Annotated in this window: 22 protein-coding genes; 12 read left to right on the top strand and 10 right to left on the bottom strand. The window is 71.8% G+C overall.

Going from position 1 to position 25,509, the window contains the following annotated elements:
* The first annotated feature begins 29 nt into the window (after positions 1-29).
* On the top strand, positions 30-4,628 hold the full coding sequence (gene gltB, locus QF030_RS12715; protein WP_307162771.1) for a glutamate synthase large subunit: 4,599 nt from the start codon (positions 30-32) through the stop codon (positions 4,626-4,628).
* Positions 4,621-6,084, top strand: coding sequence for a glutamate synthase subunit beta (locus QF030_RS12710; RefSeq protein ID WP_307162770.1), 1,464 nt, complete (start codon positions 4,621-4,623; stop codon positions 6,082-6,084). Before gltB ends, QF030_RS12710 begins: the two co-directional genes overlap by 8 nt.
* 174 nt (positions 6,085-6,258) lie before the next feature.
* On the opposite strand, the gene QF030_RS12705 is transcribed toward QF030_RS12710, so the two are convergent.
* The gene (locus QF030_RS12705) at positions 6,259-7,071 is read right to left on the bottom strand and encodes a chitosanase (protein ID WP_307162769.1); all 813 of its coding nucleotides are present in this window, start codon (positions 7,069-7,071) and stop codon (positions 6,259-6,261) included.
* 105 nt (positions 7,072-7,176) lie between these two features.
* Between QF030_RS12705 and QF030_RS12700 the strand changes: the two genes are divergently transcribed.
* Positions 7,177-7,896, top strand: a complete 720-nt coding sequence (locus QF030_RS12700) for a vWA domain-containing protein (RefSeq protein WP_307162768.1) — start codon at positions 7,177-7,179, stop codon at positions 7,894-7,896.
* Entirely contained in the window at positions 7,893-8,438 is a 546-nt protein-coding gene (locus QF030_RS12695; RefSeq protein WP_307162767.1) for a HutD/Ves family protein, read from the top strand. Before QF030_RS12700 ends, QF030_RS12695 begins: the two co-directional genes overlap by 4 nt.
* A gap of 95 nt (positions 8,439-8,533) precedes the next feature.
* On the opposite strand, the gene QF030_RS12690 is transcribed toward QF030_RS12695, so the two are convergent.
* Complete coding sequence (locus QF030_RS12690) at positions 8,534-9,106, bottom strand: TetR/AcrR family transcriptional regulator (RefSeq protein ID WP_307162766.1); 573 nt, start codon at positions 9,104-9,106, stop codon at positions 8,534-8,536.
* Positions 9,107-9,214: 108 nt separating this feature from the next.
* Between QF030_RS12690 and QF030_RS12685 the strand changes: the two genes are divergently transcribed.
* Positions 9,215-9,706, top strand: coding sequence for an FBP domain-containing protein (locus QF030_RS12685; protein ID WP_307162765.1), 492 nt, complete (start codon positions 9,215-9,217; stop codon positions 9,704-9,706).
* 2 nt (positions 9,707-9,708) lie between these two features.
* On the opposite strand, the gene QF030_RS12680 is transcribed toward QF030_RS12685, so the two are convergent.
* Both QF030_RS12680 and QF030_RS12675 read right to left on the bottom strand, forming a co-directional pair.
* The gene (locus QF030_RS12680; RefSeq protein ID WP_307167550.1) at positions 9,709-10,659 is read right to left on the bottom strand and encodes an acyl-CoA dehydrogenase family protein; all 951 of its coding nucleotides are present in this window, start codon (positions 10,657-10,659) and stop codon (positions 9,709-9,711) included.
* A gap of 26 nt (positions 10,660-10,685) precedes the next feature.
* Entirely contained in the window at positions 10,686-11,837 is a 1,152-nt protein-coding gene (locus QF030_RS12675; RefSeq protein ID WP_307162764.1) for an acyl-CoA dehydrogenase family protein, read from the bottom strand.
* Between the two features lie 60 nt (positions 11,838-11,897).
* On the opposite strand from QF030_RS12675, the gene QF030_RS12670 reads away from it, so the two are divergent.
* Genes QF030_RS12670 through QF030_RS12660 form a run of 3 tightly spaced genes read left to right on the top strand, consistent with a single transcriptional unit; the run spans position 11,898 to position 14,505 of the window.
* Positions 11,898-12,686: an SDR family oxidoreductase gene (locus tag QF030_RS12670; protein ID WP_307162763.1), complete on the top strand. Its 789-nt coding sequence runs from the start codon at positions 11,898-11,900 to the stop codon at positions 12,684-12,686.
* A gap of 26 nt (positions 12,687-12,712) precedes the next feature.
* A complete protein-coding gene (locus QF030_RS12665) occupies positions 12,713-13,351 on the top strand; it encodes a TetR/AcrR family transcriptional regulator (protein ID WP_307162762.1) in 639 nt (212 codons plus the stop codon).
* Entirely contained in the window at positions 13,348-14,505 is a 1,158-nt protein-coding gene (locus QF030_RS12660) for an acetyl-CoA C-acetyltransferase (protein ID WP_307162761.1), read from the top strand. Before QF030_RS12665 ends, QF030_RS12660 begins: the two co-directional genes overlap by 4 nt.
* Positions 14,506-14,653: 148 nt before the next feature.
* Here the strand turns inward: QF030_RS12660 and QF030_RS12655 are convergent, their stop codons facing one another.
* The 5 genes from QF030_RS12655 to QF030_RS12635 form a co-directional block, all read right to left on the bottom strand.
* Complete coding sequence (locus QF030_RS12655; RefSeq protein WP_307161152.1) at positions 14,654-15,868, bottom strand: IS110 family transposase; 1,215 nt, start codon at positions 15,866-15,868, stop codon at positions 14,654-14,656.
* Between the two features lie 327 nt (positions 15,869-16,195).
* Positions 16,196-17,254 carry an NAD(P)H-dependent flavin oxidoreductase gene (locus tag QF030_RS12650; protein ID WP_307162760.1) on the bottom strand — a complete coding sequence of 353 codons (1,059 nt, stop codon included), beginning with the start codon at positions 17,252-17,254 and terminating at the stop codon, positions 16,196-16,198.
* Complete coding sequence (locus QF030_RS12645; RefSeq protein ID WP_307162759.1) at positions 17,254-17,973, bottom strand: CoA-transferase subunit beta; 720 nt, start codon at positions 17,971-17,973, stop codon at positions 17,254-17,256. Before QF030_RS12645 ends, QF030_RS12650 begins: the two co-directional genes overlap by 1 nt.
* Entirely contained in the window at positions 17,970-18,806 is an 837-nt protein-coding gene (locus QF030_RS12640; protein WP_307162758.1) for a CoA transferase subunit A, read from the bottom strand. The genes QF030_RS12645 and QF030_RS12640 overlap by 4 nt, the downstream gene beginning before the upstream one ends.
* Complete coding sequence (locus QF030_RS12635; RefSeq protein WP_307162757.1) at positions 18,799-19,557, bottom strand: enoyl-CoA hydratase family protein; 759 nt, start codon at positions 19,555-19,557, stop codon at positions 18,799-18,801. Before QF030_RS12635 ends, QF030_RS12640 begins: the two co-directional genes overlap by 8 nt.
* A 54-nt stretch (positions 19,558-19,611) precedes the next feature.
* On the opposite strand from QF030_RS12635, the gene QF030_RS12630 reads away from it, so the two are divergent.
* Both QF030_RS12630 and QF030_RS12625 read left to right on the top strand, forming a co-directional pair.
* Positions 19,612-20,352 (top strand): SDR family oxidoreductase, encoded by a 741-nt coding sequence (locus tag QF030_RS12630; RefSeq protein WP_307162756.1) that lies wholly within the window; start codon positions 19,612-19,614, stop codon positions 20,350-20,352.
* A gap of 1 nt (position 20,353) precedes the next feature.
* Complete coding sequence (locus QF030_RS12625; protein WP_307162755.1) at positions 20,354-21,259, top strand: SDR family oxidoreductase; 906 nt, start codon at positions 20,354-20,356, stop codon at positions 21,257-21,259.
* Positions 21,260-21,298: 39 nt separating this feature from the next.
* Here the strand turns inward: QF030_RS12625 and QF030_RS12620 are convergent, their stop codons facing one another.
* Positions 21,299-22,192 carry a hypothetical protein gene (locus QF030_RS12620; RefSeq protein ID WP_307162754.1) on the bottom strand — a complete coding sequence of 298 codons (894 nt, stop codon included), beginning with the start codon at positions 22,190-22,192 and terminating at the stop codon, positions 21,299-21,301.
* A gap of 106 nt (positions 22,193-22,298) precedes the next feature.
* On the opposite strand from QF030_RS12620, the gene QF030_RS12615 reads away from it, so the two are divergent.
* Together QF030_RS12615 and pepN are read left to right on the top strand one after the other, a co-directional pair.
* The gene (locus QF030_RS12615) at positions 22,299-22,652 is read left to right on the top strand and encodes a chorismate mutase (protein WP_307162753.1); all 354 of its coding nucleotides are present in this window, start codon (positions 22,299-22,301) and stop codon (positions 22,650-22,652) included.
* A gap of 168 nt (positions 22,653-22,820) precedes the next feature.
* A complete protein-coding gene (gene pepN, locus QF030_RS12610) occupies positions 22,821-25,301 on the top strand; it encodes an aminopeptidase N (RefSeq protein WP_307162752.1) in 2,481 nt (826 codons plus the stop codon).
* Positions 25,302-25,509 lie beyond the last annotated feature (208 nt).

Below are 25,509 nucleotides of genomic sequence, written 5' to 3'. Positions count from 1 at the left end.
TGCCACTTGAGACGACGACGGGAGAGCCGATGCGTACGCCGCGCCAGCCGTCCCAGCATTCCGCGAATGGCCAGAACTGGTCCTTCATGGATGCTCGCCCTGCTGCGCAGGGTATGTACGACCCCCGCAACGAGCACGACGCCTGTGGCGTCGGCTTCGTGGCCAACCTCACCGGCGAGGCGAGCCACACGCTGGTCGAGCAGGCGCTCACCGTTCTGCGCAACCTCGAACACCGCGGCGCCACCGGCTCCGAGCCGGACTCCGGCGACGGCGCGGGCATCCTGACCCAGGTCCCGGACGCCTTCTTCCGCGAGGTCGCCGGACTGGAGCTCCCCGAGGCCGGCGGCTATGCCGTCGGTATCGCCTTCCTCCCCGAGGACGGCGTCCAGGAGGTCGTCTCACACATCGAGACGATCGCCGCCGAAGAGGGCCTCACCGTCCTCGGCTGGCGCGAGGTCCCGGTCGCCCCGGGCCTGCTCGGCGCCACCGCCCGCTCGACGATGCCGGCCTTCCGGCAGATCTTCGTCACGGACGGCGCGAGCACCGGCATCGACCTCGACCGCAAGGCGTTCGTGCTGCGCAAGCGCGCCGAACGCGAGGCCGGCGTCTACTTCCCGTCGCTGTCCGCGCGGACCATCGTCTACAAGGGCATGCTGACCACCGGCCAGCTCGAGCCCTTCTTCCCGGACCTGTCCGACCGCCGCTTCGCCTCGGCCGTGTCGCTCGTCCACTCGCGCTTCTCCACGAACACCTTCCCCTCGTGGCCGCTCGCGCACCCGTACCGCTTCGTCGCGCACAACGGTGAGATCAACACCGTCAAGGGCAACCGCAACTGGATGCGCGCCCGTGAGTCGCAGCTGGTCTCGGACCTGTTCGGACCGGACGAGAAGTCCATCGAGCGGATCTTCCCGGTGTGTACGCCGGACGCCTCCGACTCGGCGTCCTTCGACGAGGTGCTCGAGCTGCTCCACCTCGGTGGCCGCTCGCTGCCGCACTCCGTGCTGATGATGATCCCGGAGGCGTGGGAGAACCACGACTCCATGGACCCGGCCCGGCGCGCCTTCTACGAGTTCCACTCCACGATGATGGAGCCCTGGGACGGCCCGGCCTGCGTCACCTTCACCGACGGCACCCAGGTCGGCGCCGTGCTCGACCGCAACGGTCTGCGTCCCGGCCGCTACTGGGTCACCGACGACGGCCTCGTCGTCCTCGGCTCCGAGGTCGGCGTCCTCGACATCGACCCCGCCAAGGTCGTCCGCAAGGGCCGCCTCCAGCCGGGCCGGATGTTCCTCGTCGACACCGCCGAGCACCGCATCATCGAGGACGACGAGATCAAGGCCCAGCTCGCCGCCGAGAAGCCCTACGCGGAGTGGCTCGAGGCCGGCGAGATCGAGCTGGTCGACCTGCCCGAGCGCGAGCACATCGTGCACACCCACGCCTCGGTCACCCGCCGCCAGCAGACCTTCGGCTACACCGAGGAAGAGCTGCGCATCATCCTCGCGCCGATGGCCAAGACTGCCGGCGAGCCGCTCGGTTCCATGGGCACCGACTCGCCCATCGCCGCGCTCTCCGCCCGCCCGCGGCTGCTCTTCGACTACTTCACCCAGCTGTTCGCGCAGGTCACCAACCCGCCGCTGGACGCGATCCGCGAAGAGCTCGTGACCTCCCTGCGCTCGTCGCTGGGCCCGCAGGGCAACCTGCTCGAGCCCACCGCCGCGTCGTGCCGCACGGTCACGCTGCCGTTCCCGGTCATCGACAACGACGAGCTGGCCAAGCTCATCCACATCAACGCCGACGGCGACATGCCCGGCTTCAAGGCCGCGACGCTCTCCGGTCTGTACCGGGTGCACGGCGGCGGTGACGCACTGGCCGCGCGCATCGACGAGATCTGCGCCGAGGCCGACGCCGCCATCGACAACGGCGCCCGGCTCATCGTCCTGTCGGACCGCCACTCGGACGCCGAGCACGCGCCGATCCCGTCGCTGCTGCTCACCTCTGCCGTCCACCACCACCTCATCCGCACCAAGCAGCGCACCGAGGTGGGCCTCCTCGTCGAGGCCGGTGACGTCCGCGAGGTGCACCACGTGGCCCTGCTGATCGGCTTCGGCGCCGCCGCCGTCAACCCGTACCTGGCGATGGAGTCCGTCGAGGACCTGCTGCGCGCGGGCACCTTCCTCAACGGCCTCGAGCCGGAGCAGGCGATCCGCAACCTGATCTACGCGCTCGGCAAGGGCGTCCTGAAGGTCATGTCCAAGATGGGCATCTCCACCGTCGCCTCCTACCGCGGCGCCCAGGTCTTCGAGGCCGTCGGTCTCGACGACGCGTTCGTGGAGAAGTACTTCAACGGCACCGCCACCAAGATCGGCGGCGTCGGCATCGACGTCATCGCCAAGGAGGTCGCCGCCCGCCACGCCAAGGCGTACCCGGCCAGCGGCATCGCGCCGGCCCACCGCGCCCTGGACATAGGCGGCGAGTACCAGTGGCGCCGCGAGGGCGAGCCGCACCTGTTCGACCCGGAGACGGTCTTCCGCCTCCAGCACTCGACGCGCACGGCCCGCTACGACATCTTCAAGAAGTACACGGACCGCGTGAACGAGCAGTCCGAGCGCCTCATGACGCTGCGCGGCCTGTTCGGCTTCAAGTCCGACCGGCAGCCCATCTCCCTCGACGAGGTCGAGTCGGTCGACGAGATCGTCAAGCGCTTCTCCACCGGCGCCATGTCGTACGGCTCCATCTCCAAGGAGGCGCACGAGACCCTCGCCATCGCCATGAACCAGCTGGGCGGCAAGTCCAACACCGGTGAGGGCGGCGAGGACGCGGACCGGCTCTACGACCCGGCGCGCCGCTCGGCGATCAAGCAGGTCGCCTCCGGCCGCTTCGGCGTCACCTCCGAGTACCTCGTCAACGCCGACGACATCCAGATCAAGATGGCCCAGGGCGCCAAGCCCGGCGAGGGCGGCCAGCTGCCCGGCCACAAGGTCTACCCGTGGGTCGCCAAGACCCGGCACAGCACCCCCGGTGTCGGTCTGATCTCCCCGCCGCCGCACCACGACATCTACTCGATCGAGGACCTGGCCCAGCTGATCCACGACCTGAAGAACGCGAACCCGCAGGCGCGGATTCACGTGAAGCTGGTCTCGGAGGTCGGCGTCGGCACGGTCGCGGCCGGTGTGTCCAAGGCGCACGCGGACGTCGTGCTCATCTCCGGCCACGACGGCGGAACCGGCGCCTCCCCGCTCACCTCGCTGAAGCACGCGGGCGGCCCCTGGGAGCTCGGCCTCGCCGAGACCCAGCAGACGCTGCTGCTCAACGGCCTGCGCGACCGGATCGTCGTGCAGACCGACGGCCAGCTGAAGACCGGCCGTGACGTGATCATCGCCGCGCTGCTCGGCGCCGAGGAGTTCGGTTTCGCGACCGCGCCGCTCGTCGTCTCGGGCTGCGTCATGATGCGCGTCTGCCACCTGGACACGTGCCCGGTCGGCATCGCCACCCAGAACCCGGTGCTCCGCGACCGCTTCGCCGGCAAGGCGGAGTACGTGGTGAACTTCTTCAAGTTCATCGCCGAGGAGGTCCGCGAGATCCTCGCCGAGCTGGGCTTCCGCACCATCGAAGAGGCCGTCGGCCACGCCGAGGTGCTGGACGTCGAGCGCGCCGTCGACCACTGGAAGGCCCAGGGCCTGAACCTGGCCCCGCTGTTCCACGTGCCCGCCCTGCCCGAGGGCGCGGCGCTGCACCGCGTCATCTCGCAGGACCACGGCCTGGAGAAGGCGCTCGACAACGAGCTGATCAAGCTCGCCGCCGACGCCCTGGCCGCGGACTCCGCGACCGACGCCCAGCCGGTGCGCGCCCAGGTCTCCATCCGCAACATCAACCGCACGGTCGGCACCATGCTCGGCCACGAGGTGACGAAGAAGTTCGGTGGCGCGGGCCTGCCCGAGGACACCATCGACATCACCTTCACCGGCTCCGCCGGCCAGTCCTTCGGCGCCTTCCTCCCGCGCGGTGTCACGCTGCGCCTGGAGGGCGACGCCAACGACTACGTCGGCAAGGGCCTCTCCGGCGGCCGGATCGTCGTCCGCCCGGACCGCGGCGCCGACCACCTCGCCGAGTACTCGACGATCGCGGGCAACACCATCGCCTACGGCGCGACCGGCGGCGAGCTGTTCCTGCGCGGCCGCACCGGTGAGCGGTTCTGCGTCCGCAACTCCGGCGCGACGGTCGTCTCCGAGGGCGTGGGCGACCACGGCTGCGAGTACATGACCGGCGGTCACGCGGTCGTCCTCGGCGAGACGGGCCGCAACTTCGCGGCCGGCATGTCGGGCGGCATCGCCTACGTGATCGACCTGAACCGCGACAACGTCAACGCCGGCAACCTCGGCGCCGTCGAGGCGCTGGACGAGGCCGACAAGCAGTGGCTGCACGACGTGGTGCGCCGTCACGCCGAGGAGACCGGTTCGACGGTCGCCGCGAAGCTGCTCGTCGACTGGGACGCCGCCGCGGAGCGCTTCAGCAAGATCATCCCCAGCACGTACAAGGCAGTGCTCGCCGCCAAGGACGCCGCCGAGCAGGCGGGACTCTCCGAGTCCGAGATCACCGAGAAGATGATGGAGGCGGCGACCAATGGCTGACCCGAAGGGCTTTCTGAACCACGGCCGCGAGGTCGCCAAGTCCCGTCCGGTCGACGTACGTCTGAAGGACTGGAACGAGGTCTACGTCCCCGGCTCGCTGCTGCCGATCATCAGCAAGCAGGCCGGCCGGTGCATGGACTGCGGCATCCCGTTCTGTCACAACGGCTGTCCGCTGGGGAACCTGATCCCCGAGTGGAACGACTTCGCCTACCGCGAGGACTGGACGGCGGCCTCCGAGCGCCTGCACGCCACGAACAACTTCCCGGAGTTCACGGGCCGGTTGTGCCCCGCTCCGTGCGAGTCGGCGTGTGTGCTGGGCATCAACCAGCCGGCCGTCACCATCAAGAACGTCGAGGTCTCGATCATCGACAAGGCGTGGGAGACCGGCGACGTCGCCCCGCAGGCCCCCGAGCGCCTGTCCGGCAAGACCGTCGCGGTCATCGGCTCGGGCCCGGCGGGCCTGGCCGCCGCCCAGCAGCTCACCCGGGCCGGCCACACCGTCGCCGTCTACGAGCGCGCGGACCGCATCGGAGGCCTCCTCCGGTACGGCATCCCCGAGTTCAAGATGGAGAAGCGGCACATCAACCGCCGTATCGAGCAGATGCGCGCGGAGGGCACCCGCTTCCGTACCGGCATCGAGATCGGCCGCGACCTCAAGGCGACCGACCTCAAGAAGCGTTACGACGCGATCGTCATCGCCGCCGGCGCCACGACCGCCCGGGACCTTCCGGTTCCCGGACGGGAGCTCAAGGGCGTCTACCAGGCGATGGAGTACCTGCCGCTGGCCAACAAGGTCCAGGAGGGCGACTTCGTGACGCCCCCGATCTCGGCCCAGGGCAAGCACGTCGTGGTCATCGGCGGCGGCGACACCGGCGCCGACTGCGTGGGCACCGCCCACCGCCAGGGCGCGGCCTCGGTCACCCAGCTGGAGATCATGCCCCGCCCGGGCGAGGAGCGGGACGCGGTCACCCAGCCGTGGCCGACCTTCCCGATGCTCTACAAGGTCACGAGCGCGCACGAGGAGGGCGGCGAGCGGGTCTACTCCGTCTCCACCACCCACTTCGAGGGCGACGCGGACGGCAACGTCCAGTGGCTGCACCTCAGCGAGGTCGAGTTCATCGACGGCAGGCTGACCCCGAAGCCGGGCACGGAGCGCAAGATCCCCGCCCAGCTGGTCACCCTCGCCATGGGCTTCACCGGCACCGACCGTGAGAACGGCGTGGTGGAGCAGTTCGGCCTGGAGCTCGACGAGCGCGGCAACATCGCCCGCGACGCCGACTTCCGGACCAACGTCCCCGGCGTGTACGTCGCCGGTGACGCCGGCCGGGGCCAGTCGCTCATCGTGTGGGCGATCGCGGAGGGCCGCTCGGCCGCCCGCGGCGTCGACCGGTTCCTGACCGGCGCGAGTGAACTGCCGGCCCCGATCCGCCCGACGGACCGCTCGCTGCTGGTCTGACGGCCCGGCCCTCAGGGCCCTCGATCGTCCCGTACAAAGGCGTACGGAACACAGACGGCGCCTGCCCCACAGTCCCCGACCGGACGACCGGGCAGGCGCCGCCGCATGTCCGCCCACCGGCCTGCGGGCGGACCGGCGTGCGGGCGGACCCTCGTGCCGGTACGCGTGACCCGTCTAGGGCACCAGGTACGTCTCCCCGTACACCTGCCACCGCAGCGGCGGGCGCAGACCGAGGTTGCCCTCGCGCAGGAACCGGCGCTGGGTCGTGTCCACGCGCGAGGTGTCGGTCCCGGGGTGCCGCGTCAGCATGGCGCGGCGGCGGGCGTCGAGGAAGGCTTCGAGGTAGTCGGTCTCCTTGCCGCCCTGCGCGGGGGTGCGGACCTGTCGCATCGCGGACGCACGGATGCCGTCGAAGCTGGTCGGGCCGGCGCCCGGGCCGTGGAAGACCAGGGCGTCGTAGTAGATGAACTGGCCCAGCGCGCCGAGGCCGTCGACCCGGCCCCGGTGGACCGCCGGCTCGAAGTAGACGCGGTCGCGCTCGACGTCCTGGGCGGCCCGGAACGCCGCGGCCCTCGACTCCGCCCGCCAGGCGGCCGGGAAACCGGGGTCGAGACCGGCGTGCGAGGCCGTGCCGTCGACCCGGCGCAGGGCGGGGAGGTACGGGGCGAGGGCGTTGCCCGGGTGGTCGCGCGTGTAGCGCTCGACGAGGGTGAGCAGATCGTGCGTGCCGGTGCAGAAGCCGATCAGGCCCGCCGTGTAGCCCTGTCCGTCACCGATGTCCTCGACATAGCCGTACGCGCTGCGCCAGTTCAGGGTCCCGTTCTCGGCGCTCGCCACGATCTTCTGGGCCAGCTCCTTCTGGGTCGGGGCGGTGAGCCCCGGTGTGCTCGCCCGGACGTCGGTGGTCGGCTGGGCGAGCTGGGCAGGAGTGAACAGATACACCGTCGACGCTACGGCGGCGCAGACCAGGGCGGCGGCACGTTTCATGGCGCAACCCTAGAGCGGGAATGTCGCGTTCTTTGTCATTCCATCCTCATTGGTCGGCGAACGAACAAAAGGGCGGGAGCCGGTGGGTGTGGGAGGCTGTGCGCCATGGTCGCGATCAGTCTCACCAAGGTCCAGGAGACCGCACCCGCGCTGGTCAACCTCTACAAGAGCGCCGGGGTGTCCCTCGCCGAGCACGGCCTCGCCGGGCAGCGGGCCGCCGTCTATCTCGTCGTCGACTACTCGGGGTCGATGAAGCCGTACTACCAGGACGGCAGTGTGCAGGCGCTCGCCGACCGGGTGCTGGGCCTGTCCGCGCACCTCGACGACGACGGCCGGGTGCCGGTCGTCTTCTTCTCCACCGACGTCGACGCCGTCACCGACATCGCCCTCGCCGACCACCAGGGGCGGGTGGACCGGATCGTGGCCGGGCTCGGGCACATGGGCAAGACCAGTTACCACCTCGCCATGGACGCGGTCATCGACCACTACCTCGACAGCGGGTCGAAGGATCCCGCGCTCGTCGTCTTCCAGACGGACGGCGGCCCGATCAGCAAGCTCGCCGCCGAACGCTACCTCTGCAAGGCGTCGAAGCTGCCCCTGTTCTGGCAGTTCATCGGCTTCGGCGACCGGGGCAGCAAGCAGTTCGACTTTCTGCGCAAGCTCGACGAACTGCCGGTGCCGGCGAAGCGAGCGGTCGACAACGCCGGTTTCTTCCACGTCGGTTCGGATCCCCGGAAGGTCTCGGACGCGGAGCTGTACGACCGGCTGGTGGGCGAGTTCCCGACGTGGCTGAGGGCGGCCCGGGCGCAGGGGATCATCCGGTGACCGTGCTGCTGCCCGCCGCCGGGCGCGCGGCCACGGCCTGGAAGAACGGCGGCGGGACGACCCGTGAGATCGCCTGCTCCCCGGCCGGGGCGGGCATGGCCGCCTTCACCTGGCGGGTCAGCCTGGCCGAGGTCGCCGCGGACGGCCCCTTCTCCGTGTTCCCCGCGGTGCAGCGGACGCTGACGCTGGTCGAGGGCGCGGGCATGGACCTGACCGTGGGCGGGCGGCGACGGCTCGTCGACGCACGGCACGTGCCCCACGACTTCCCGGGCGACGAGCCCACCGACTGCCGGTTGCTGGACGGACCCGTCGTCAATCTCAACGTGATGTGGCGCGGCGGTGTTTCGGCTCCGACCGTCGCGGTCGTACGCGGTCGGCTCCGGCTGCGGGCGGCGCACGCGCTGATCGTCGCCCTCGACGAGGGCGGGTCCGCCGATGTCGACGGGGTGCGGCTCGCCCGTCACGACGCGCTCCTGCTCACCGGGGAGGACGCCGTGCTGCACGCGCGGGGCCCGACGGCGGTCGTCGGCCTTACTGTGTGACCGCGGCCCCCTGAACCCCGTCGGCCCCGGACCGCCGCCGCCGGGCGCGGGCTGTCCTTGTCCGTCTGTCTGCCTCTGTCCGGCCGCCGGTCCGGTCAGTTCGTGGGCGGCCAGTTGCGCAGCAGGGTGTCGAGGGCGTCGAGGATCCTGGTCCAGGTCTCCTGGGTGTCGGGGGCGCTGTGGCTGAATCCGCCGCCGAGTTCCAGGGTGACGTAGCCGTGGAAGACGCTGCCCAGAAGGCGGACGGCGTGGGTCTGGTCCGGTTCGGTGAGGTCGTAGCCGCGCAGGATCGCCCGGGTCATACCGGCGTGCCGGGGGCCGGCGCTCGCGGCCGCCGCCTCCGGGTCGAGTCGCAGCTGGGCCGCGGCGTAGCGGCCGGGGTGTTCGCGGGCGTAGTCGCGATAGACGTCGGCCAGGGCGGTCAGGGCGTCCTTGCCGGCCCGCCCGGCCAGCGCGAGGTCGCCCCGGTCGGCGAGCTCCTCCAGGGCGAGCAGGGCGATCCGGGTTCTGAGGTCGTCGGAGTTCTTCACGTGCGAGTAGAGGCTCGCGACCTTGACGTCGAAGCGCCGGGCGAGCGCCGAGACGGTCACCTGGTCGAACCCGACCTCGTCGGCCAGTTCCGCGCCCGCCCGGACCAGACGATCCGTGCTCAGCCCCACTCGCCCCATGGCCATCCTCCGTGCCGTCCGTGGTTCGTCCGTGCCGTGATCCGCGCCTCGTAACCGATGGACATTATGCGTTTGCCTAAAAGCTTTAGGCAAATTAGCCTGCGTTATATGAAGCCGCTCACCGAGCAAGAGATCCGTGCCGCGTTCGTCAACTGCACCAAGGGCGAGGCCAGACGTCTGGCCGTCCCCCGGGACCTCGCAGACCGGCCCTGGGACGACCTGGACTACCTCGGCTGGCGGGATCCGCAGGCCCCCGACCGGGCCTACCTCGCCGTCGAGCTGGACGGCCGGCCGCAGGCGCTCGCGCTGCGCTCCTCCACCGCCGGCTCGTGGCAGGCGCGGCGCAGCATGTGCACGATGTGCCTGACCACCCACTCCGGCGGTGTCTCGTTGATGGTCGCGCCGAAGGCGGGCCGGGCCGGCCAGCAGGGCAACTCGGTGGGCGCCTACATCTGCAGCGACCTGGCCTGCTCGCTGTACGTGCGGGGCAAGCGGGACGCGGGGGTGGGGGCGCGGCTGCCCGAGACGATCACGCTGGAGGAGAAGATCGGGCGGACCGTGGCGAACCTCGCCGCGTTCGTCGCCAAGGTGACGGGCTGAGGCTACGCGCGGCCGCGCAGGACCTCCGCCCGGCACTCGTCCGGGGTGCCCCAGGCCGTGCGCAGGGCGCGGGCCTTGGTGAGCCAGAGCGACAGGTCGTACTCCGCCGTGTAGCCGATCGCGCCGTGCAGCTGGAGCGCTGTGCGCGCGGTCGTGTACGCCGCCTCGCAGGCACTGACCTTGGCGGCGGCGACATCCGCCGGGCTCATCGTCATGGCGGCGCCCAGGACCAGGGGGCGGGCGAACTCCAACGCGATCTTCGCGTCCGCCAGCCGGTGCTTGACCGCCTGGAACGAGCCGACGGGGACGCCGAACTGGACGCGCTGCCCGACGTACGCCACCGTCCGCTCCAGCAGTGCCAGACCCACTCCGAGGGCCTGCGCCGCGGTGGCCAGCCGGGCCCAGCGCAGGGCATCGTCCATGGGCGGGTCCGGGACGAGCAGCTCGCCCCCCGCCGCCAGGCGGGTGAGGCGACGGGCGGGGTCGAGGGAGGCGCGCACCGGACCGTGACCGGGGGCCAGCCGCAGGCCGTCGGCGGCCGACGTCAGCCGTATCGTCGCCGCGTCTCCGTCCACGGCGTACGAGCCCTCGGGTGCCAGCGTGGCCATCGCCTCGCCCGCGGCCAGAGCGGGGAGGAACCGCTCGGCGGGGCCCGGGTCGAGCAGCAGGGCCGCCACGGCGACCGTTTCCGCCAGCGGACCCGGCACCGCGTGCCGCCCCAGCTCCACGAAGGCGACGGCCAGGTCCACCGGCCGGGGCCCCAGACCCCCGTACGCCTCGGGGACCGCCAGGGCGAACACGCCGGCCTCGGCGATCCGCGACCACAGGGCGAGGCCCCCCGCCCGCTCGCCCCGGCTCCAGTCGCGGATCACGCCGGGAGTGTCGGCCGCGCCCAGCATCGCGTCCAGCGACCGGGCGAACGCCCGCTGCTCGGCGTCCGGGAGGAAGCGCATCGCCGGCGGAGCCGGCCTGGGCGAAGTCATCGGCGGCGTCCCCTCGGCAGGCCGAGCAGTTGCTCGGCGACGATGTCGCGCTGGATCTCGTTCGTGCCCGCGTAGATCGGGCCGGCCAGGGAGAAGACGTATCCCTGCGACCAGTCGGTGTCGGCCGCCTCTCCCTCCGCTTCCCCGGCGCCGAGCAGATCCAGCGCCGTCTCGTGCAGCGCGATGTCGTACTCCGACCAGAAGACCTTGTTCAGGCTCGACTCCGGGCCGAGCCGCTCCCCGGCGAGGAAGCGGGCGGCGGCCGCACAGGCGAACAGCTGGTACGCGCGGGCGCCGATCAGCGCGTCGGCGACACGGGCCGCGGTCGCCTCCGGACTGCCCCGGTCCACCCACAGGGCGTGCAGGCGGTCGGCCGAGGCGAGGAAGCGGCCGGGGGAGCGCAGGGTGAGCCCGCGTTCGTCGGCCGCCGTCGACATCGCGATCCGCCAGCCCTGGCCCGGCTCCCCGATCACGTCCTCGTCCGGCACGAACACCTCGTCCAGGAACAGTTCGGCGAACGCCGGCTTCCCGTCCAGGCGGCCGATGGGGCGGACGGTGACTCCGGGGGCCCGCAGGTCGAACATGAGGTAGGTGAGCCCCTGATGGGGCTTCGGGGTGTCGGGGCCGGTGCGGAACAGGCCGAAGGCGCGGTCGGCGAAGGCCGCGCGCGAGGACCAGGTCTTCTGCCCGCTCAGCCGCCAGCCGCCGGTCACGCGGACCGCGCCGGCGCGCAGCGCGGCCAGGTCGGAGCCGGCCTCCGGCTCCGACCAGGCCTGCGCCCAGACGACCTCGCCGGTGGCCATGGAGGGCAGGACCCGCGCCCGCTGTTCCTCGGTGCCGTGGTCGAGCAGCGTGGGGGCCAGAAGGCTCACCCCGTTCTGGCTGACGCGGCCCGGTGCGCCCGCCGCGTAGTACTCCTCCTCGAAGACCAGCCAGCGCATCAGCCCGCAGTCCCGCCCGCCGTAGCGCGTCGGCCAGTTCACCACCGACCAGCCGGCCGCGGCCAGTTCGGCCTCCCACGCGCGGTGCGCGGCGAAGCCCTCGGCGGTCTCCAGGGAAGGCAGCGGCTCGGACGGCACCCGCGCGCGCAGCCAGGTCCGGGCCTCGGCGCGGAACGCCTCGTCGGCGGGGGAGTGTGCGAGGTCCACGGCGCCCTCCTCGGGTGCGCGTTCTTCCCTAACAAGTGTTTGGTAGGTTAGCGTGCCGTCATGAAGAACGTCGAGGGTCCGCCGTACGTTCCCGGGCACGCGCTGCTCGCCGGCCGCAGCGCCGTGATCACCGCGGCGGCCGGCGCGGGCATCGGCGGGGCGACCGCGCGCCGGTTCCTGGAAGAGGGCGCGCGCGTGCTGATCAGCGACGCCCACGCGCGGCGCCTCGAGGCGTACCGGACCGAACTGGCCGAGGAGTTCGGCGAGGCGTCGGTGGCCGCCCTGCCGTGCGACGTCACCGACGAGAGCCAGGTGCGGGCCCTGTTCGACACGGCCGTGCGGGAACACGGGCGGCTGGACGTCGTCGTCAACAACGCGGGTCTCGGCGGGACCTCGGAACTCGTCGACATGACCGACGAGCAGTGGTCACGCGTCCTGGACGTCACCCTCAACGGAACCTTCCGGTGCACCCGGGCCGCCCTGCGGCTGATGCGGGACACCGGCGGGGGAGTCGTCGTCAACAACGCCTCCGTCGTCGGCTGGCGCGCGCAGGCCGGACAGGCGCACTACGCGGCCGCGAAGGCGGGCGTCATGGCGCTGACCCGGTGCGCGGCCGTCGAGGCGGCCGCGCACGGCGTGCGGGTCAACGCCGTCTCGCCGAGCCTCGCCATGCACCCGCACCTGGCCAAGGTGACCTCGGCCCCACTGCTGGAGGAACTCACCGCCCGGGAGGCGTTCGGCCGGTACGCCGAACCCTGGGAGGTCGCCAACGTGATCGTGTTCCTGGCCTCGGGCTACTCCTCGTACATGACGGGCGAGGTCGTCTCCGTCAGCAGCCAGCACGCGTGAGTACCGGGGCAGACCACAATGTGTCCGTGCCGACCAAGAAGAAGCCCCAGGTGACCGCGGCGCCCGCGCGTCGACGTGAACTCCTCGACACCGCAGCCGAGGTCTTCGCCGAACAGGGCTACAACGCCACCACCGTGCGGAAGATCGCCGACCACGCGGGCATGCTCGCGGGCAGCCTCTACTACCACTTCGACTCCAAGGAGTCGATGCTGGAGGAGATCCTGCGGACCTTCCTCGACGAGCTCTGGGACGGCTACGACACCGTCCTGGGCGCCGAGCTGGGACCACGGGAGACGCTCGCGGCCCTGGTCACCGAGTCCTTCCGGGAGATCGACCGGCACCGCGCCGCCGTCGCGATCTACCAGAAGGAGAGCAAGCAGCTCGTGACGCAGGAACGGTTCACGTTCCTCGCGGAGTCACAGCGCCGGTTCGAGAAGGCGTGGCTGTCCACGCTGGAGCGCGGCGTCGCGGACCGCGTCTTCCGCACCGACCTCGACATCCGCCTCGCCTACCGGTTCGTCCGCGACACCGTGTGGGTCGCCGCGTCCTGGTACCGGCCCGGCGGACAGCACAGCCCGGAGGAGATCGCCCGGCAGTACCTGTCGATGGTGCTGGACGGGATCGCCGTACGTGAACAGCCCTTTCCTGTGAGGGAGTCACCATGACCGAGGCCTACATCGTCGAAGCGGTCCGCACGCCCGTCGGGCGGCGCCGAGGAGGACTGAGCGCGGTCCATCCGGCCGACCTGGGCGCGCATGTGCTCAAGGAACTCGTCGCGCGGGCCGCCGTCGACCCGGCCGCCGTCGAGGACGTCGTCTTCGGCTGCCTGGACACGGTCGGGCCGCAGGCCGGGGACATCGCCCGGACCTGCTGGCTGGCCGCCGGGCTGCCCGAGGAGGTGCCGGGCGTGACCGTGGACCGGCAGTGCGGCTCCTCGCAGCAGGCCGTGCACTTCGCCGCGCAGGGCGTGCTGTCCGGGACCCAGGACCTGGTGGTCGCGGGCGGCGTGCAGAACATGTCGCAGATCCCGATCGCCTACGCCACCCGGCAGGCCGCCGAGCCCCTCGGCTTCACCCAGGGCCCCTTCGCGGGCAGCGAGGGCTGGCGCGCGCGGTACGGGGACCGGCCGGTGAACCAGTTCGCCGGCGCCGAGATGATCGCCGCGAAGTGGGGCATCAGCCGCCAGGACCAGGAGGAGTTCGCCCTGCGTTCGCACCGGCGCGCGGTGCGGGCGATCGACGAGGGCCGCTTCGCCCGAGAGACCGTCGCCCACGGGGCCGTCACCGCCGACGAGGGACCGCGCCGGGACACCTCCCTGGAGAAGATGGCCGCGCTGAAGCCCGTCATCGACGGCGGGACCGTCACCGCTGCCTGCTCCTCGCAGGTCTCCGACGGCGCGGCGGCCCTGCTGCTCGCCTCGGAGCGGGCGGTGCGCGAGCACGGCCTGACGCCCCGCGCGCGCGTGCACCACCTCTCCGTCCGCGGCGAGGACCCGATCCGCATGCTGTCGGCTCCCATCCCGGCCACCGCGCACGCCCTGAAGAAGACCGGGCTGTCGATCCACGACATCGACCTCGTCGAGATCAACGAGGCGTTCGCGCCCGTCGTCCTGGCCTGGCTGAAGGAGACCGGCGCGGACCCGGAGAGGGTCAACGTCAACGGCGGCGCGATCGCCCTCGGCCACCCGCTCGGCGCGACCGGCGCCAAGCTGATGACCACCCTGCTGCACGAACTGGAGCGCACCGGCGGCCGCTTCGGCCTGCAAACCATGTGCGAGGGCGGCGGCCAGGCCAATGTGACGATCATCGAGAGGCTGTGACGCTCATGCCGGGGCGCCCGTCCGTACCGGCGGGCGGAGTCCGGCGCGGGTCGCCGAAGCCGTGAGGCCCGTGGGGCGAGGGGGCCGGGGGGGTGTCTCTATGTCCTTCGTCAAGGACGTGGTGCCTGGTGTGCGGGTGTTTGGGGTGTCATGCGGCGAGGGTGATGGCGGGCGTTCTGGACTCGTAGTAGGTGCCGTCACGGAGCATGGCGAACAGGACGCTGATGCGTTGGCGGGCGAGTCGGAGGAGGGCCTGGGTATGGGTCTTTCCGCGCGCTCTTTGCCGGTCGTAGTAGGTGCGGGAGGCCGGGTCGGCGTTCATGCAGGCGAAGGCGGAGAGGAACATCGCACGTTTGAGCTGCCGGTTTCCGCCTCTGGGTGCGTGTTCGCCGTGGATCGAGGTCCCCGACGACTTCGTCGTGGGGGCGAGGCCGGCGTAAGAGGCGAGGTGGGCGGCACTGGGAAAGGCGGTCCCGTCTCCGACGGTGACCAGTAGGACTGCGGCGGTCCTGACTCCGATGCCCGGCATCGAGGTCAGGACCGGGTGAAGAGGGTGGGCCTCCAGCAGGCTGCTGATCTGGGCTTCCAGTGCCCGGCGCTGGTCGTGGACCGCGGCGAGCGAGGCGGCCAGGGACGGGATCACGATGTCGAGGGTGCCGGTTCCTGGGACCACGACGGTCTGTTCGTCGAGGGCGTCGAAGATGTCGTCGATCAGCCGCGCGGCCATGCGCGGGGCCTTGGGCCTGATGAGTTCGGCGAGTCTGCGGCGGCCGGCTTTCCGCAGAGCTGCCGGGGAACCGTAGCGCTCGAGGAGCCAGGTGACAGCCGGGTGGTCGAGCCGGGGTCCGAGCACGCGCTCGAGGCTGGGGTGGAACTGCGTGAGCAGGCCGCGTATCCGGTTGCTGGTGCGGGTGGCCTCGGCCGCGAGGTCCTGGTCGAAGCCGGTCAGCACCGTGAGCTCGGCGGTGATCTCGTCGGTCAGCTCCAGCGAGCGCAGCGTGTGAGGCATCGTCCGGGCCGCGTCGGCGATCACTGCCGCGTCCTTCGCGTCGGTTTTCGCCTCGCCCGGATAGAGGTCGGCGATCCGCCGCATCGCGAGTCCGGGCAGGTAAGCGACCTCGCATCCGGTGTCGCGGGCGACGGTCAGCGGCAGAGCCCCGATCGAGGCGGGCTGATCCACGATCACCAGGACGGTGCCGAACTTGGCTTTGAGCTTGTCGAAGACGGCCCGCAGCTTCGGCTCGCTGTTGGGCATCGGCTTGTCGAAGACCCTCTTCCCAGCCGGGGTGAGCCCGTGACCGTGGTGAGCGGTCTTGCCGACGTCCATCCCGAGGAAGACGCCCACGCCTTCGATGTCGAACATCGCAGCCTTTCCAGGTCGTTGACCGTGCCGGCCAGGGCGGTGGCACCGTGCTCGCGCATCCACGTTATGCAGACCTGCCGCCCACGTCTGTGCCCGGCATTGCGCCGGACCGGGCGGTGGCCGGGTCTCTCATCAGCGTCTCCGACGGCACCCCACGGCCCCGGCGACACCACCCCCCAGGTCATTCCTTCGACAGAGGGGACACAGTCATACCGGGCCCGGAGGCCAGCAGCCCCATTGCAGGACCGCGAAGAACATAACGGGGGAGGGGGCCGTGTGCGAGGGGGCGGTCAGGCCGACGTGACGATCATCGTGAGGCCGTGACGCTCATCGTGAGGCTCCGAGCCGGTGCACGGAGTCGAGCGTCTCCTCCGCCTCCCTCATGATCCGTGTCACCAACTCGGCGCACGACGGCAGGTCGTCGATCACCCCGGCGACCTGCCCCGCGGCCATCACCCCCGCATCCGTACGCCCCTCCACCATCGCGGACCTGAGCATCATCGGCGTGTTCGCGGCGAGCAGTACCTGACTCCAGGAGAGGTCCTTGCCGTGGCGCAGCGCAAGACCGTCACGGACCATCTCCCGCCGGCTGAGGCCGGACAGCTTCCGCAAGCCGGCCGCGTGACGCACCGCCCGCATCAGGGCCCTGACCCGGCCCGCGTCCTCCAGGGCGTCGACCAGCGCGGTGCGCAGCATGCGGTGCGGGAGGCCGTCCACCGCCCGGGTGACGGTGACGTCCCGGACTGTCGCCGCCAGATAGCGCGCCTTCACCGCGTCCGGGACCGGCGAGTCCGAGGTCAGCAGGAACCGGGTGCCCATCGCGACCCCGGCCGCCCCGTACGCCAGCGCCGCCACCAGCCCCCGCCCGTCGAAGAAGCCGCCCGCCGCCACGACCGGGATGTCCACGGCGTCCACCACCTGCGGCAGCAGTACCGTCGTCGCCACCTCCCCGGTGTGCCCGCCGCCCTCCCCGCCCTGCACGATCACCGCGTCCGCACCCCACGCGGCGACCTTCTCGGCATGCCGGCGGGCCCCGATGGACGGGATGACGACGACACCCCCCTCCTTGAGCTCGGCGATCAGCTCCGGGGAGGGCGCGAGCGCGAAGGACGCGACCCGAACCCCTTCGTCGAGGATGAGCCGCACCCGGTCGCCGGCGTCCGCCGCGTCGGCCCGCAGATTGACCCCGAACGGCGCCGATGTGCGCGACCGCACCTCACGCACGGCCGCCCGCAACCGGTCCACGGTCATGGTCGCGGAGGCCAGGATGCCCAGCGCGCCCGCGTCGGCCGCCGCCGACACCAGGCGCGGGCCCGCCACCCATCCCATCCCGGTCTGCACGATCGGGTGACGGACCCCGACCAGCCGGGTGAGCGCCGTTTCCATCAGAGGGCGACCTCCCGGGCCCGGGTGGTGCGCGGGTCGATCACCTCGCGGATCAGACGCAGTTCCTCCGCCGTCGGGTCGCGGGTGAGCGGCACTTCGTCCGGGACCACGAGGTCGAACCCCGTCGCCTCCCGGACCTGCTCGACACTCACCCCGGGATGCAGCGAGGCCAGCCGCATCGACCGGCCGGGGGTGGCGAAGTCGAAGACACCGAGATCGGAGACGACCCGCGGGATGCGGTGGTGGCGCGCTCCGGCCGCCCGGTCGTACCCGACCCCGCACACCATGTCGACCCGCTCGACGAAGACCCGCCGGGAGTGCCTCGGCACCCAGTAACTCGTCGGGTTGTTGAGCGTGTTGACCGGCGCGCCCCGCACCCCCAGCAACTGCCGCACGGGCTTCGCCCAGTCGCCGATGCACGCGATGTTCTGGTTGCCGTACCGGTCGATCTGGCTCGCGCCCATCATCACGTGCCGTCGGCCCCCGGTGACCAGCGCCAGGTGCTGCCGGTACGGCAGCCAGCCCTCGACGGTGCCGTCGAGACCGACGAGCAGCGCCTCCCCGTCGGTCAGCAGCAGGTCCGGCGCGAAGGTGTGCCGGGCGAGGCGGGCGCCCACGGAAGGGACCAGACCCATGGGACTGGCCAGGATCTCGCCCGCCCCGCGCCACGCCTCCGCACAGGCGATCACGCAGTGCTCGGCGCGCGTCACCCCGCTCATGACCCCTCCCCGGCCGCCGACCGGTACGCCCGCTCGTCCCCGGCGAGGAACCGCGCCGCGAACTCGGGCCAGGGCGTCGTCGCGTACCGCTGCTGGAACGCCTCGTCCCGGGCGTAGTCGGGGGCACAGGACGTGAAATGCGCCCCGCCCGGGGCCTCGATCACCCCCGTCACGGTGTGCCGCTTGATCAGCAGCGACTGCGGTGCCGCGGCCTTCGTCAGCTCGGCGGTGTCCACGACCTGTTCGCAGCTGACGTACGCCGCGTCCGCCGCCTCGCAGAACAGGTCGTCGAAGTAGGGATCCGGGCCCAGGTACTGCCCGTTGCCCAGCCGGTCGGCCCGGTTGACGTGCACCAGGGCGGCGTCCAGCCGCAGGGCCGGCATGGCCACGAACGTCTCCTGGTCCTCGTACGGCGAAGTCACCGTCCGCAGGCCGGGGTTGACCCGCATCACGTCCGAACCGATCCCCGCCCGCACGGGCAGGAAGGGCAGCCGGTTCGCGGCCGCGTGCAGACCCCACATGAACATCGCCTCGTCGACCTCCGCCAACTCGAAGGCCCCGCGCTCGCGGGCCGCGCGGTAGTGCGGCTCCAGGGGGATCGAGTCGAGGGTGACGAACGCGGTGACCAGCTTGCGGATCCGGCCCGCAGCGGCGAGCATCCCGACATCCGGGCCGCCGTACGACACGATGGTGAGGTCGGTGACCTGCGACCGGAGCAGCGCTCTGACCAGCGCCATCGGCTTACGGCGGGAGCCCCAGCCGCCGATGCCCAGGGTCATTCCGCTCGCCAGCCGGGCGACCGCCTCCTCGGCGGTCATCGTCTTGTCACTCACGCCTGCTCCCGTCCCTCTCCCCGCCGAAGGTGTCCCGGACCCGGTCGGCCACCCCGGAGACATCCGCCTCGAAGGTGAAGCCCTGCTCGAAGCGGTAGCTGCGGCGCACGTCGACCGGGTCGATGCCGTTGATCGCCGCCTTGGCGAGCCGCAGCAGCTCCCCGTCCTTGGCCGCTATCTCGCGCGCCAGGTCCAGCGCCGCGGCGCGCAGCGCGTCGCGCGGGACCACCCGCCATACCGCGCCGTGCGCGTGCAGCTCGGCCGCGGTGACGGTGCGCGAGGTGTAGTACAGGGCGCGCATCAGGTGCTGGGGGACCAGCCGTGCCAGATGGGTGGCCGCGCCGAGCGCGCCCCGGTCCAGTTCGGGCAGGCCGAAGACGGCGTCCTCGCTCGCCACGATCACGTCCGCGTTCCCGACCAGGCCGATGCCGCCGCCCAGACAGAAGCCGTGCACCACCGCGATCACCGGGACCTCGCACTCGTACACCGCGGCGAACGCCTCGAAGCAGCCGCGGTTGGCGCCGACCAGCGCCGACCGCCCCCGCCCCTGTATCTCCTTGATGTCCACGCCCGCGTTGAACCCCCGGCCCTCGGCCGTCAGCAGCACGCACCGGGTCCGCGGGTCGCGGCCGGCCGAGCGCACCGCGTCGGCCAGCGCGAACCAGCCGTCCACCGGCAGCGCGTTGACGGGCGGCACGTCGACGGTCAGTACGGAAATCCCCTTCTCGGGGGACGAGGTGGAGACACCCATGGAAGCATCAGCTACCTTTCCACCAAACGTTTGTTAGGTGAAAGGTAGCAGCGAATGGAGCTGGACGGAAAGGTCGCCGTCGTCACCGGCGGCACTCGCGGAGTGGGCGCCGGCATCGCACGCTCCCTCGCCCGCGCGGGCGCCCAGGTCGTGGTCTGCGCCCGCCGGCCACCGGAACACCCCCCGGACACCGCCGGGTTCGTGCCGCTCGACGTACGGGACGCCGACGCCGTACAGCGCTTCTTCACCGGCCTGCCCCGGCTCGACATCCTCGTCAACAACGCGGGCGGCTCCCCCTACCGTCCCCTCGCGCACACCGACGCCGCACGGCACGCGCGCGTGATCGAACTCAACCTCCTCGCACCCCTGACCGTCTCCCTCGCCGCGTACGACCACCTCAAGCACGCCCACGGCTCGATCGTGATGATCGGCAGCGTCAGCGGCAGCCGCCCCTCGCCCGGCTCGGCCGCCTACGGCGCGGCCAAGGCCGGCCTGGAGAACCTCGCCCGCTCCATGGCCGTCGAATGGGCGCCGGAGATACGCGTGAACACCCTCGTGGTCGGCATGGTCCGCACCGAACTGGCCCACCTCCACTACGGCGGCGTGGACGGCGTCGAAGCCGTCGCCCGCACCGTCCCCCTCGGCCGGCTCGCCCACCCCGCCGACGTGGGCGCGGCGGCCGTCTTCCTCGCCTCCGACGCGGCCCGCTACATCAGCGGGGCGAGCCTGCTCCTGCACGGAGGCGGCGAACGGCCCGCCTTCCTCGACGCCGCGACAGCCAACAAGGAGACGTGACATGAGCGGAATCTGCCACCGGCGCGTCGTCGCCGTCACCGGCGCCGGACGCGGCCTCGGACGCGCCCACGCCCTCGCCTTCGCCGCCGAGGGCGCCCGCGTCGTCGTCAACGACCTCGGCGTCGGCCTCGACGGCACCCCCGACCCCCGCAGCCCCGCCGCACAGGTCGCGGACGAGATCCGCGCGACCGGCGGCGAAGCCGTCGCACACGGCGGGGACATCGCCACCCCCGAAGGCGCCGCCACCCTCATCAGCACCGCCCTGGACACCTACGGCCGCCTCGACACCCTCGTCAACAACGCCGGCTTCCTGCGCGACCGCATGCTCGTCAACCTGACCGAGGACGACTGGGACGCCGTTCTGCGCGTCCACCTCAAAGGCCACTTCCTCACCCTCCGGCACGCCGCCGCACACTGGCGCGCCGAGACCAGGGCCGGCCGCCCGCCCGCCGCCCGTGTCATCAACACCAGCAGCGGCGCGGGACTCCTCGGCTCGGTCGGACAGGGCAACTACAGCGCCGCGAAAGCCGGGATCGTCGCCCTGACGCTCGTCGCCGCCGCCGAACTCGGGCGCTACGGCGTCCAGGTCAACGCGATCGCCCCCGCCGCCCGCACCCGCATGACCGAACACACCTTCGCCGCGACCATGACCGCCCCGGAGGACGGCTTCGACGCGATGGCCCCCGAGAACGTCGCCCCGCTCGTCGTCTGGCTCGGCTCCGCCGCGAGCCACGGCGTCACCGGACGCGTCTTCGAGGCGGACGGCGGACGCATCACCGTCATGGAGGGCTGGCGGCCCGGACCCACCACCGACAAAGGAGCACGCCTGACCCCCGCCGAGGCGGGCGAGGCCGTACAGAAACTACTGACTTACACGACGCCGCCCGGCACCGTGTACGGGACGTAGGCCCCCCGGGAACCCACCTGCACACGCGCGTGAACCGGCCTACGTGTCGCACTCCAGCACCGTCCGGCACAACGCGCACCGCGCCCGCACCCGCCCCCGCACCGGCACCCTGATCCGCTGGTGACAGGTGGGACACGCGAACGTCACCCGCAGCGCCCCCGGCGAGTCCGGCACGAAACGGTACGGAACGTCCCCGGCCGCCGCCGACCCCTGGTCCTGAGCATGCCGGCGATCACGCGCGTAACGCCGCCGCCCCGCCCAGCCCGCCGCCGTCAGCGGAGGCTGCCGCTCGTCGTCCCGGGCCCGCTCCAGACCGCGCCCGTACGCCGTGTACGCCTGCGCACTCGTGAACCACACCGACGGATCCTCACCGAAGACCAGCGACCGCTTCGCCAGCACGTACCCGAACTCCTCCGGAGTCAGATACCCCAGCTTCTGCGAGGACGCCGCGTCCTCCCGGTACGCGTCGAGCAGCAGCCAGCCCGCCCCCAGGTACGTCGTCGCCGTGTCCGTCAGGATCTCGTTGTCCCGCGTGCCCGGGAACGACAGGCCCACCCGATGCAGATAGATATGCATGATCTCGTGCGCCAGCGCCGCGCCGATGTCCCGCCGATGCGTACGGAACCGGTCGTTCAACTCCACGAAGTACTCCGGACCCGCCGTGAGTTCCACGTTCGCCGCATGCTCCATCGCACGGAACGCGACGATCATCCGCGCCTGAGGCAACCGGAAGTGCCGCACCAGCTCACGCGCCACCCGCTGCACCCCCAGATGCAGATCGTCGGTGTCACAGAACGCCACGTCCGCCGGGACCACACTCGACGTGAACTGATGGATGGTGTCGTACGACAACCGCCTGTACAACGCCGTGACAGCCGCCCGCACCGTCTCCAGGTGCGGATACCCGTGCTCGACCGGCCCGCCGTTCGCCACGCCCGTACCCCCAAGACGCCGAGGACCGAGAATCCGAGAATCCGATTCCACTGTAAGGGCAGGCACCCCCGGGACAGCCCCGGCGGACGCACTAGGGTGAACGCCCATGACCACCAGCAACACCCCCGGACCCGCCGACGTCGACCCCGCCGTCCGCGAGGAGCTCGGCCGGCTGCGCGACAGCATCGACAACATCGACGCGGCCGTCGTCCACATGCTCGCCGAACGCTTCAAGGCCACCCAGCAGGTCGGCCACCTCAAGGCCCGCCACCAGCTGCCGCCCGCCGACCAGGCCCGCGAGGCCCGCCAGATCGCCCGGCTGCGCACGCTCGCCGAGAACGCCAAACTCGACCCCGCGTTCGCCGAGAAATTCCTCAACTTCATCATCGCCGAGGTGATCCGCCACCACGAGCGCATCGCCGAGGACACCGTCAGTGGCCCGGCCCCCACACCGAACTGACCGCGGACGGGCCTCGCGGGCCGTCACCGGACCGTCGCCGCCCGTCAGCGCCACCCGCCGCACCCACCCCACGCGCGGCCGGAACGGCGCTCCGGCGCGAGAAGGGACATAGGGCACGTACCGATCCGCCCCTGTGCCCCGCCAGCGGTATCAGGCAGCATGTCGTTCATGTCCGTACTGACGCGCGACGAAGCGCAGAGCCGTGCCAAGCTCCTCGACGTCCACCGCTACACCATCGAGCTCGACGTGACGACCGGCGACGAGACCTTCGAGTCCAGCACCGTCATCCGGTTCGCCGCGCGCGCGGGCGGGGACACCTTCGTCGAGGTCAGGCCCGCGGCACTGCTCTCCGTCACCCTCGACGGCGAGCCCCTCGACCCCGGAACCCTGGACGGCAACCGGCTCCCTTTGAAGAACCTCACCGCCGGCGAGCACGAACTGCGCGTCCGGGCGAGCATGCGCTACTCCCGCACCGGCGAAGGCATGCACCGCTTCACCGACCCCACCGACGGCGAGACCTACCTCTACACCCAGCTGTTCATGGACGACGTGCAGCGCGTCTTCGCCGCCTTCGACCAGCCCGACCTCAAGGCCGTCTTCGAGCTGACCGTCAAGGCCCCCGAAGCCTGGACCGTCCTCGCCAACGGCACCACCGAACACCTCGGCGAAGGCCGCTGGAAGGCCGCCCCCACCCCCCTCATCTCCACCTACCTCGTCGCCGTCGCCGCCGGCCCCTGGCACTCCGTGCGCACCGAACACCAAGGGCTCCCCTTCGGCCTCCACTGCCGCCGCTCCCTCGCCCCCCACCTCGACGCCGACGCCGACGAACTCCTCGAGATCACCCGGCAGTGCTACGACCGCTACCACGAGAAGTTCGAGGAGCCCTACCCCTTCGACTCCTACGACCAGGCGTTCGTCCCCGAGTTCAACGCCGGCGCCATGGAGAACCCCGGCCTCGTCACCTTCCGCGACGAATTCGTCTACCGCTCCGCCGTCACCGACACCGAACGCCAGACCCGCGCCATGGTCATCGCCCACGAGATGGCCCACATGTGGTTCGGCGACCTCGTCACCCTCCAGTGGTGGGACGACATCTGGCTCAACGAGTCCTTCGCCGAGTACATGGGCTACCAGACCCTCACCGAGGCGACCCGCTTCACCGACACCTGGACCGACTTCGGCGTCGTCCGCAAACCCTGGGGCTACGACGCCGACCAGCGCCCCTCCACCCACCCCGTCGCCCCCGAGAACGTCGACGACACCGCCTCCGCTCTCCTCAACTTCGACGGCATCTCCTACGCCAAGGGCGCCTCCGCGCTACGCCAGCTCGTCACCTGGCTCGGCGAGAAGGACTTCCTCGCGGGCATCAACACCCACTTCGCCCGCCATCGCTTCGCCAACGCCACCCTCGCCGACTTCATCGACTCCCTCGCCGCCCACACCGACCGCGACGTCCACGCCTGGGCCGACGCCTGGCTGCGCACCACCGGGGTCGACACCCTCACCCCCACCCTCAACGGCAGCAACGGCGACCGCACCCTCACCATCGCCCACCACGGCAGCCGCCCGCACCGCGTCGCCGCCGGCCTCTACGATCTCGACCTCGCCGACGAAGGCAGCCTCACCCTGCGCGAACGCCTCGAAGTCGACATCCCGCAGAGCGCACCGCAGCCCATCGGCAAGCGCCCCGCCCTGGTGCTCCTCAACGACGGCGACCTCACCTACACCAAGATCCGCTTCGACCCCGCCTCCTTCGAAACCGTCCGCACCAGCCTCTCCGGCCTCCCCGACCCGCTCACCCGCGCCGTCGTCTGGAACGCCCTGCGCGACGCCGTCCGCGACGGAGACCTCGCCCCCGCCGCCTACCTCGACGCCGCCCGCGCCCACCTCCCCCGGGAGACCGACCTCGCCCTCGTGCAGGGCGTCCTCTCCTTCGCCTCCGGACAGGTCGCCGACCGTTACGTCACCCCGGAACAGCGCCCCGCCGCCGTCGCCACCCTCTCCGCCCTCTGCCGCGACCTCATCCGCCGCACCGAGGACGGCGACCACCCCGGCCTGCGCCTCATCGCCGTACGCCACTTCATCGACGGCGCCGCCCACCCCGACACCATCGCCGCCTGGCTCGCCGACGGCACCGTCCCCGGCGGCCCCGAACTCGACCCCGACCTGCGCTGGCGCGTCCTCGCCCGGCTCGCCGTCCTCGGAGCCACCGACGAGGGCGCCATCGCCGCCGAACTCGACCGCGACCCCTCCGCCACCGGCCAGGAAGGCGCCGCCCGCTGCCGCGCGGCCCTCCCCGACGCCGACGCCAAACGCGCCGCCTGGGCCGCCATGTTCGACGACGACACCCTCTCCAACTACCTCTTCACCGCCACCGCGCAGGGCTTCTGGCAGCCCGAACAGACCGACCTCGTCGCCGACTACGTCCCCCGCTTCTACCAGGACGCCGTCACCGTCGCCGCCCGCCGCGGCCCCGCCATCGCCGAAGCCGCCGGCCGCTGGGCCTTCCCCGCCCACGCCGTCACCCGCGACACCCTCCGCATGGGCGAGGAGTGCCTGACCCAAGCCGACCCCACCCCCGCCCTACGCCGCAAACTCATCGACCAACTCGACGACCTGGCAAGGGCGTTGCGAGTACGCCAGGCCTAACCCCCCCCGGAATTCCCCGACGGCCCCGAGAGGCCGGACGGCCCGGGGGAGCCGACGGCCCTCGGGGACTGGTGGCCCCGGGGGAGCCGATCGCCCTGGGGGACTGGTGGCCCCGGGGGAGCCGATCGCCCTGGGGGACTGGTGGCCCCGGGGGAGCCGATCGCCCTGGGGGACTGGTGGCCCCGGGGGAGCCGACGGCCCCGGGGCC

Source organism: Streptomyces rishiriensis (assembly GCF_030815485.1).
Lineage (GTDB): Bacteria > Actinomycetota > Actinomycetes > Streptomycetales > Streptomycetaceae > Streptomyces > Streptomyces rishiriensis_A.
Note: the sequence above shows the minus strand (reverse complement) of the source record. Positions and strands in the feature narration are given on the sequence as shown.

Bases quoted from the DNA above. Each gene is read 5' to 3' on its own strand.
- QF030_RS12660 (WP_307162761.1), top strand. From the start codon at position 13,348: ATGACCGAGGCCTACATCGTCGAAGCGGTCCGCACGCCCGTCGGGCGG.
- QF030_RS12690 (WP_307162766.1), bottom strand. From the start codon at position 9,106: ATGGGGCGAGTGGGGCTGAGCACGGATCGTCTGGTCCGGGCGGGCGCG.
- QF030_RS12700 (WP_307162768.1), top strand. From the start codon at position 7,177: ATGGTCGCGATCAGTCTCACCAAGGTCCAGGAGACCGCACCCGCGCTG.
- pepN (WP_307162752.1), top strand. From the start codon at position 22,821: ATGTCCGTACTGACGCGCGACGAAGCGCAGAGCCGTGCCAAGCTCCTC.
- QF030_RS12625 (WP_307162755.1), top strand. From the start codon at position 20,354: ATGAGCGGAATCTGCCACCGGCGCGTCGTCGCCGTCACCGGCGCCGGA.
- QF030_RS12705 (WP_307162769.1), bottom strand. From the start codon at position 7,071: ATGAAACGTGCCGCCGCCCTGGTCTGCGCCGCCGTAGCGTCGACGGTG.
- QF030_RS12685 (WP_307162765.1), top strand. From the start codon at position 9,215: ATGAAGCCGCTCACCGAGCAAGAGATCCGTGCCGCGTTCGTCAACTGC.
- QF030_RS12680 (WP_307167550.1), bottom strand. From the start codon at position 10,659: ATGCGCTTCCTCCCGGACGCCGAGCAGCGGGCGTTCGCCCGGTCGCTG.
- gltB (WP_307162771.1), top strand. From the start codon at position 30: ATGCGTACGCCGCGCCAGCCGTCCCAGCATTCCGCGAATGGCCAGAAC.
- QF030_RS12710 (WP_307162770.1), top strand. From the start codon at position 4,621: ATGGCTGACCCGAAGGGCTTTCTGAACCACGGCCGCGAGGTCGCCAAG.
- QF030_RS12630 (WP_307162756.1), top strand. From the start codon at position 19,612: ATGGAGCTGGACGGAAAGGTCGCCGTCGTCACCGGCGGCACTCGCGGA.
- QF030_RS12645 (WP_307162759.1), bottom strand. From the start codon at position 17,973: ATGAGCGGGGTGACGCGCGCCGAGCACTGCGTGATCGCCTGTGCGGAG.
- QF030_RS12635 (WP_307162757.1), bottom strand. From the start codon at position 19,557: ATGGGTGTCTCCACCTCGTCCCCCGAGAAGGGGATTTCCGTACTGACC.
- QF030_RS12650 (WP_307162760.1), bottom strand. From the start codon at position 17,254: ATGGAAACGGCGCTCACCCGGCTGGTCGGGGTCCGTCACCCGATCGTG.
- QF030_RS12670 (WP_307162763.1), top strand. From the start codon at position 11,898: ATGAAGAACGTCGAGGGTCCGCCGTACGTTCCCGGGCACGCGCTGCTC.
- QF030_RS12615 (WP_307162753.1), top strand. From the start codon at position 22,299: ATGACCACCAGCAACACCCCCGGACCCGCCGACGTCGACCCCGCCGTC.
- QF030_RS12655 (WP_307161152.1), bottom strand. From the start codon at position 15,868: ATGTTCGACATCGAAGGCGTGGGCGTCTTCCTCGGGATGGACGTCGGC.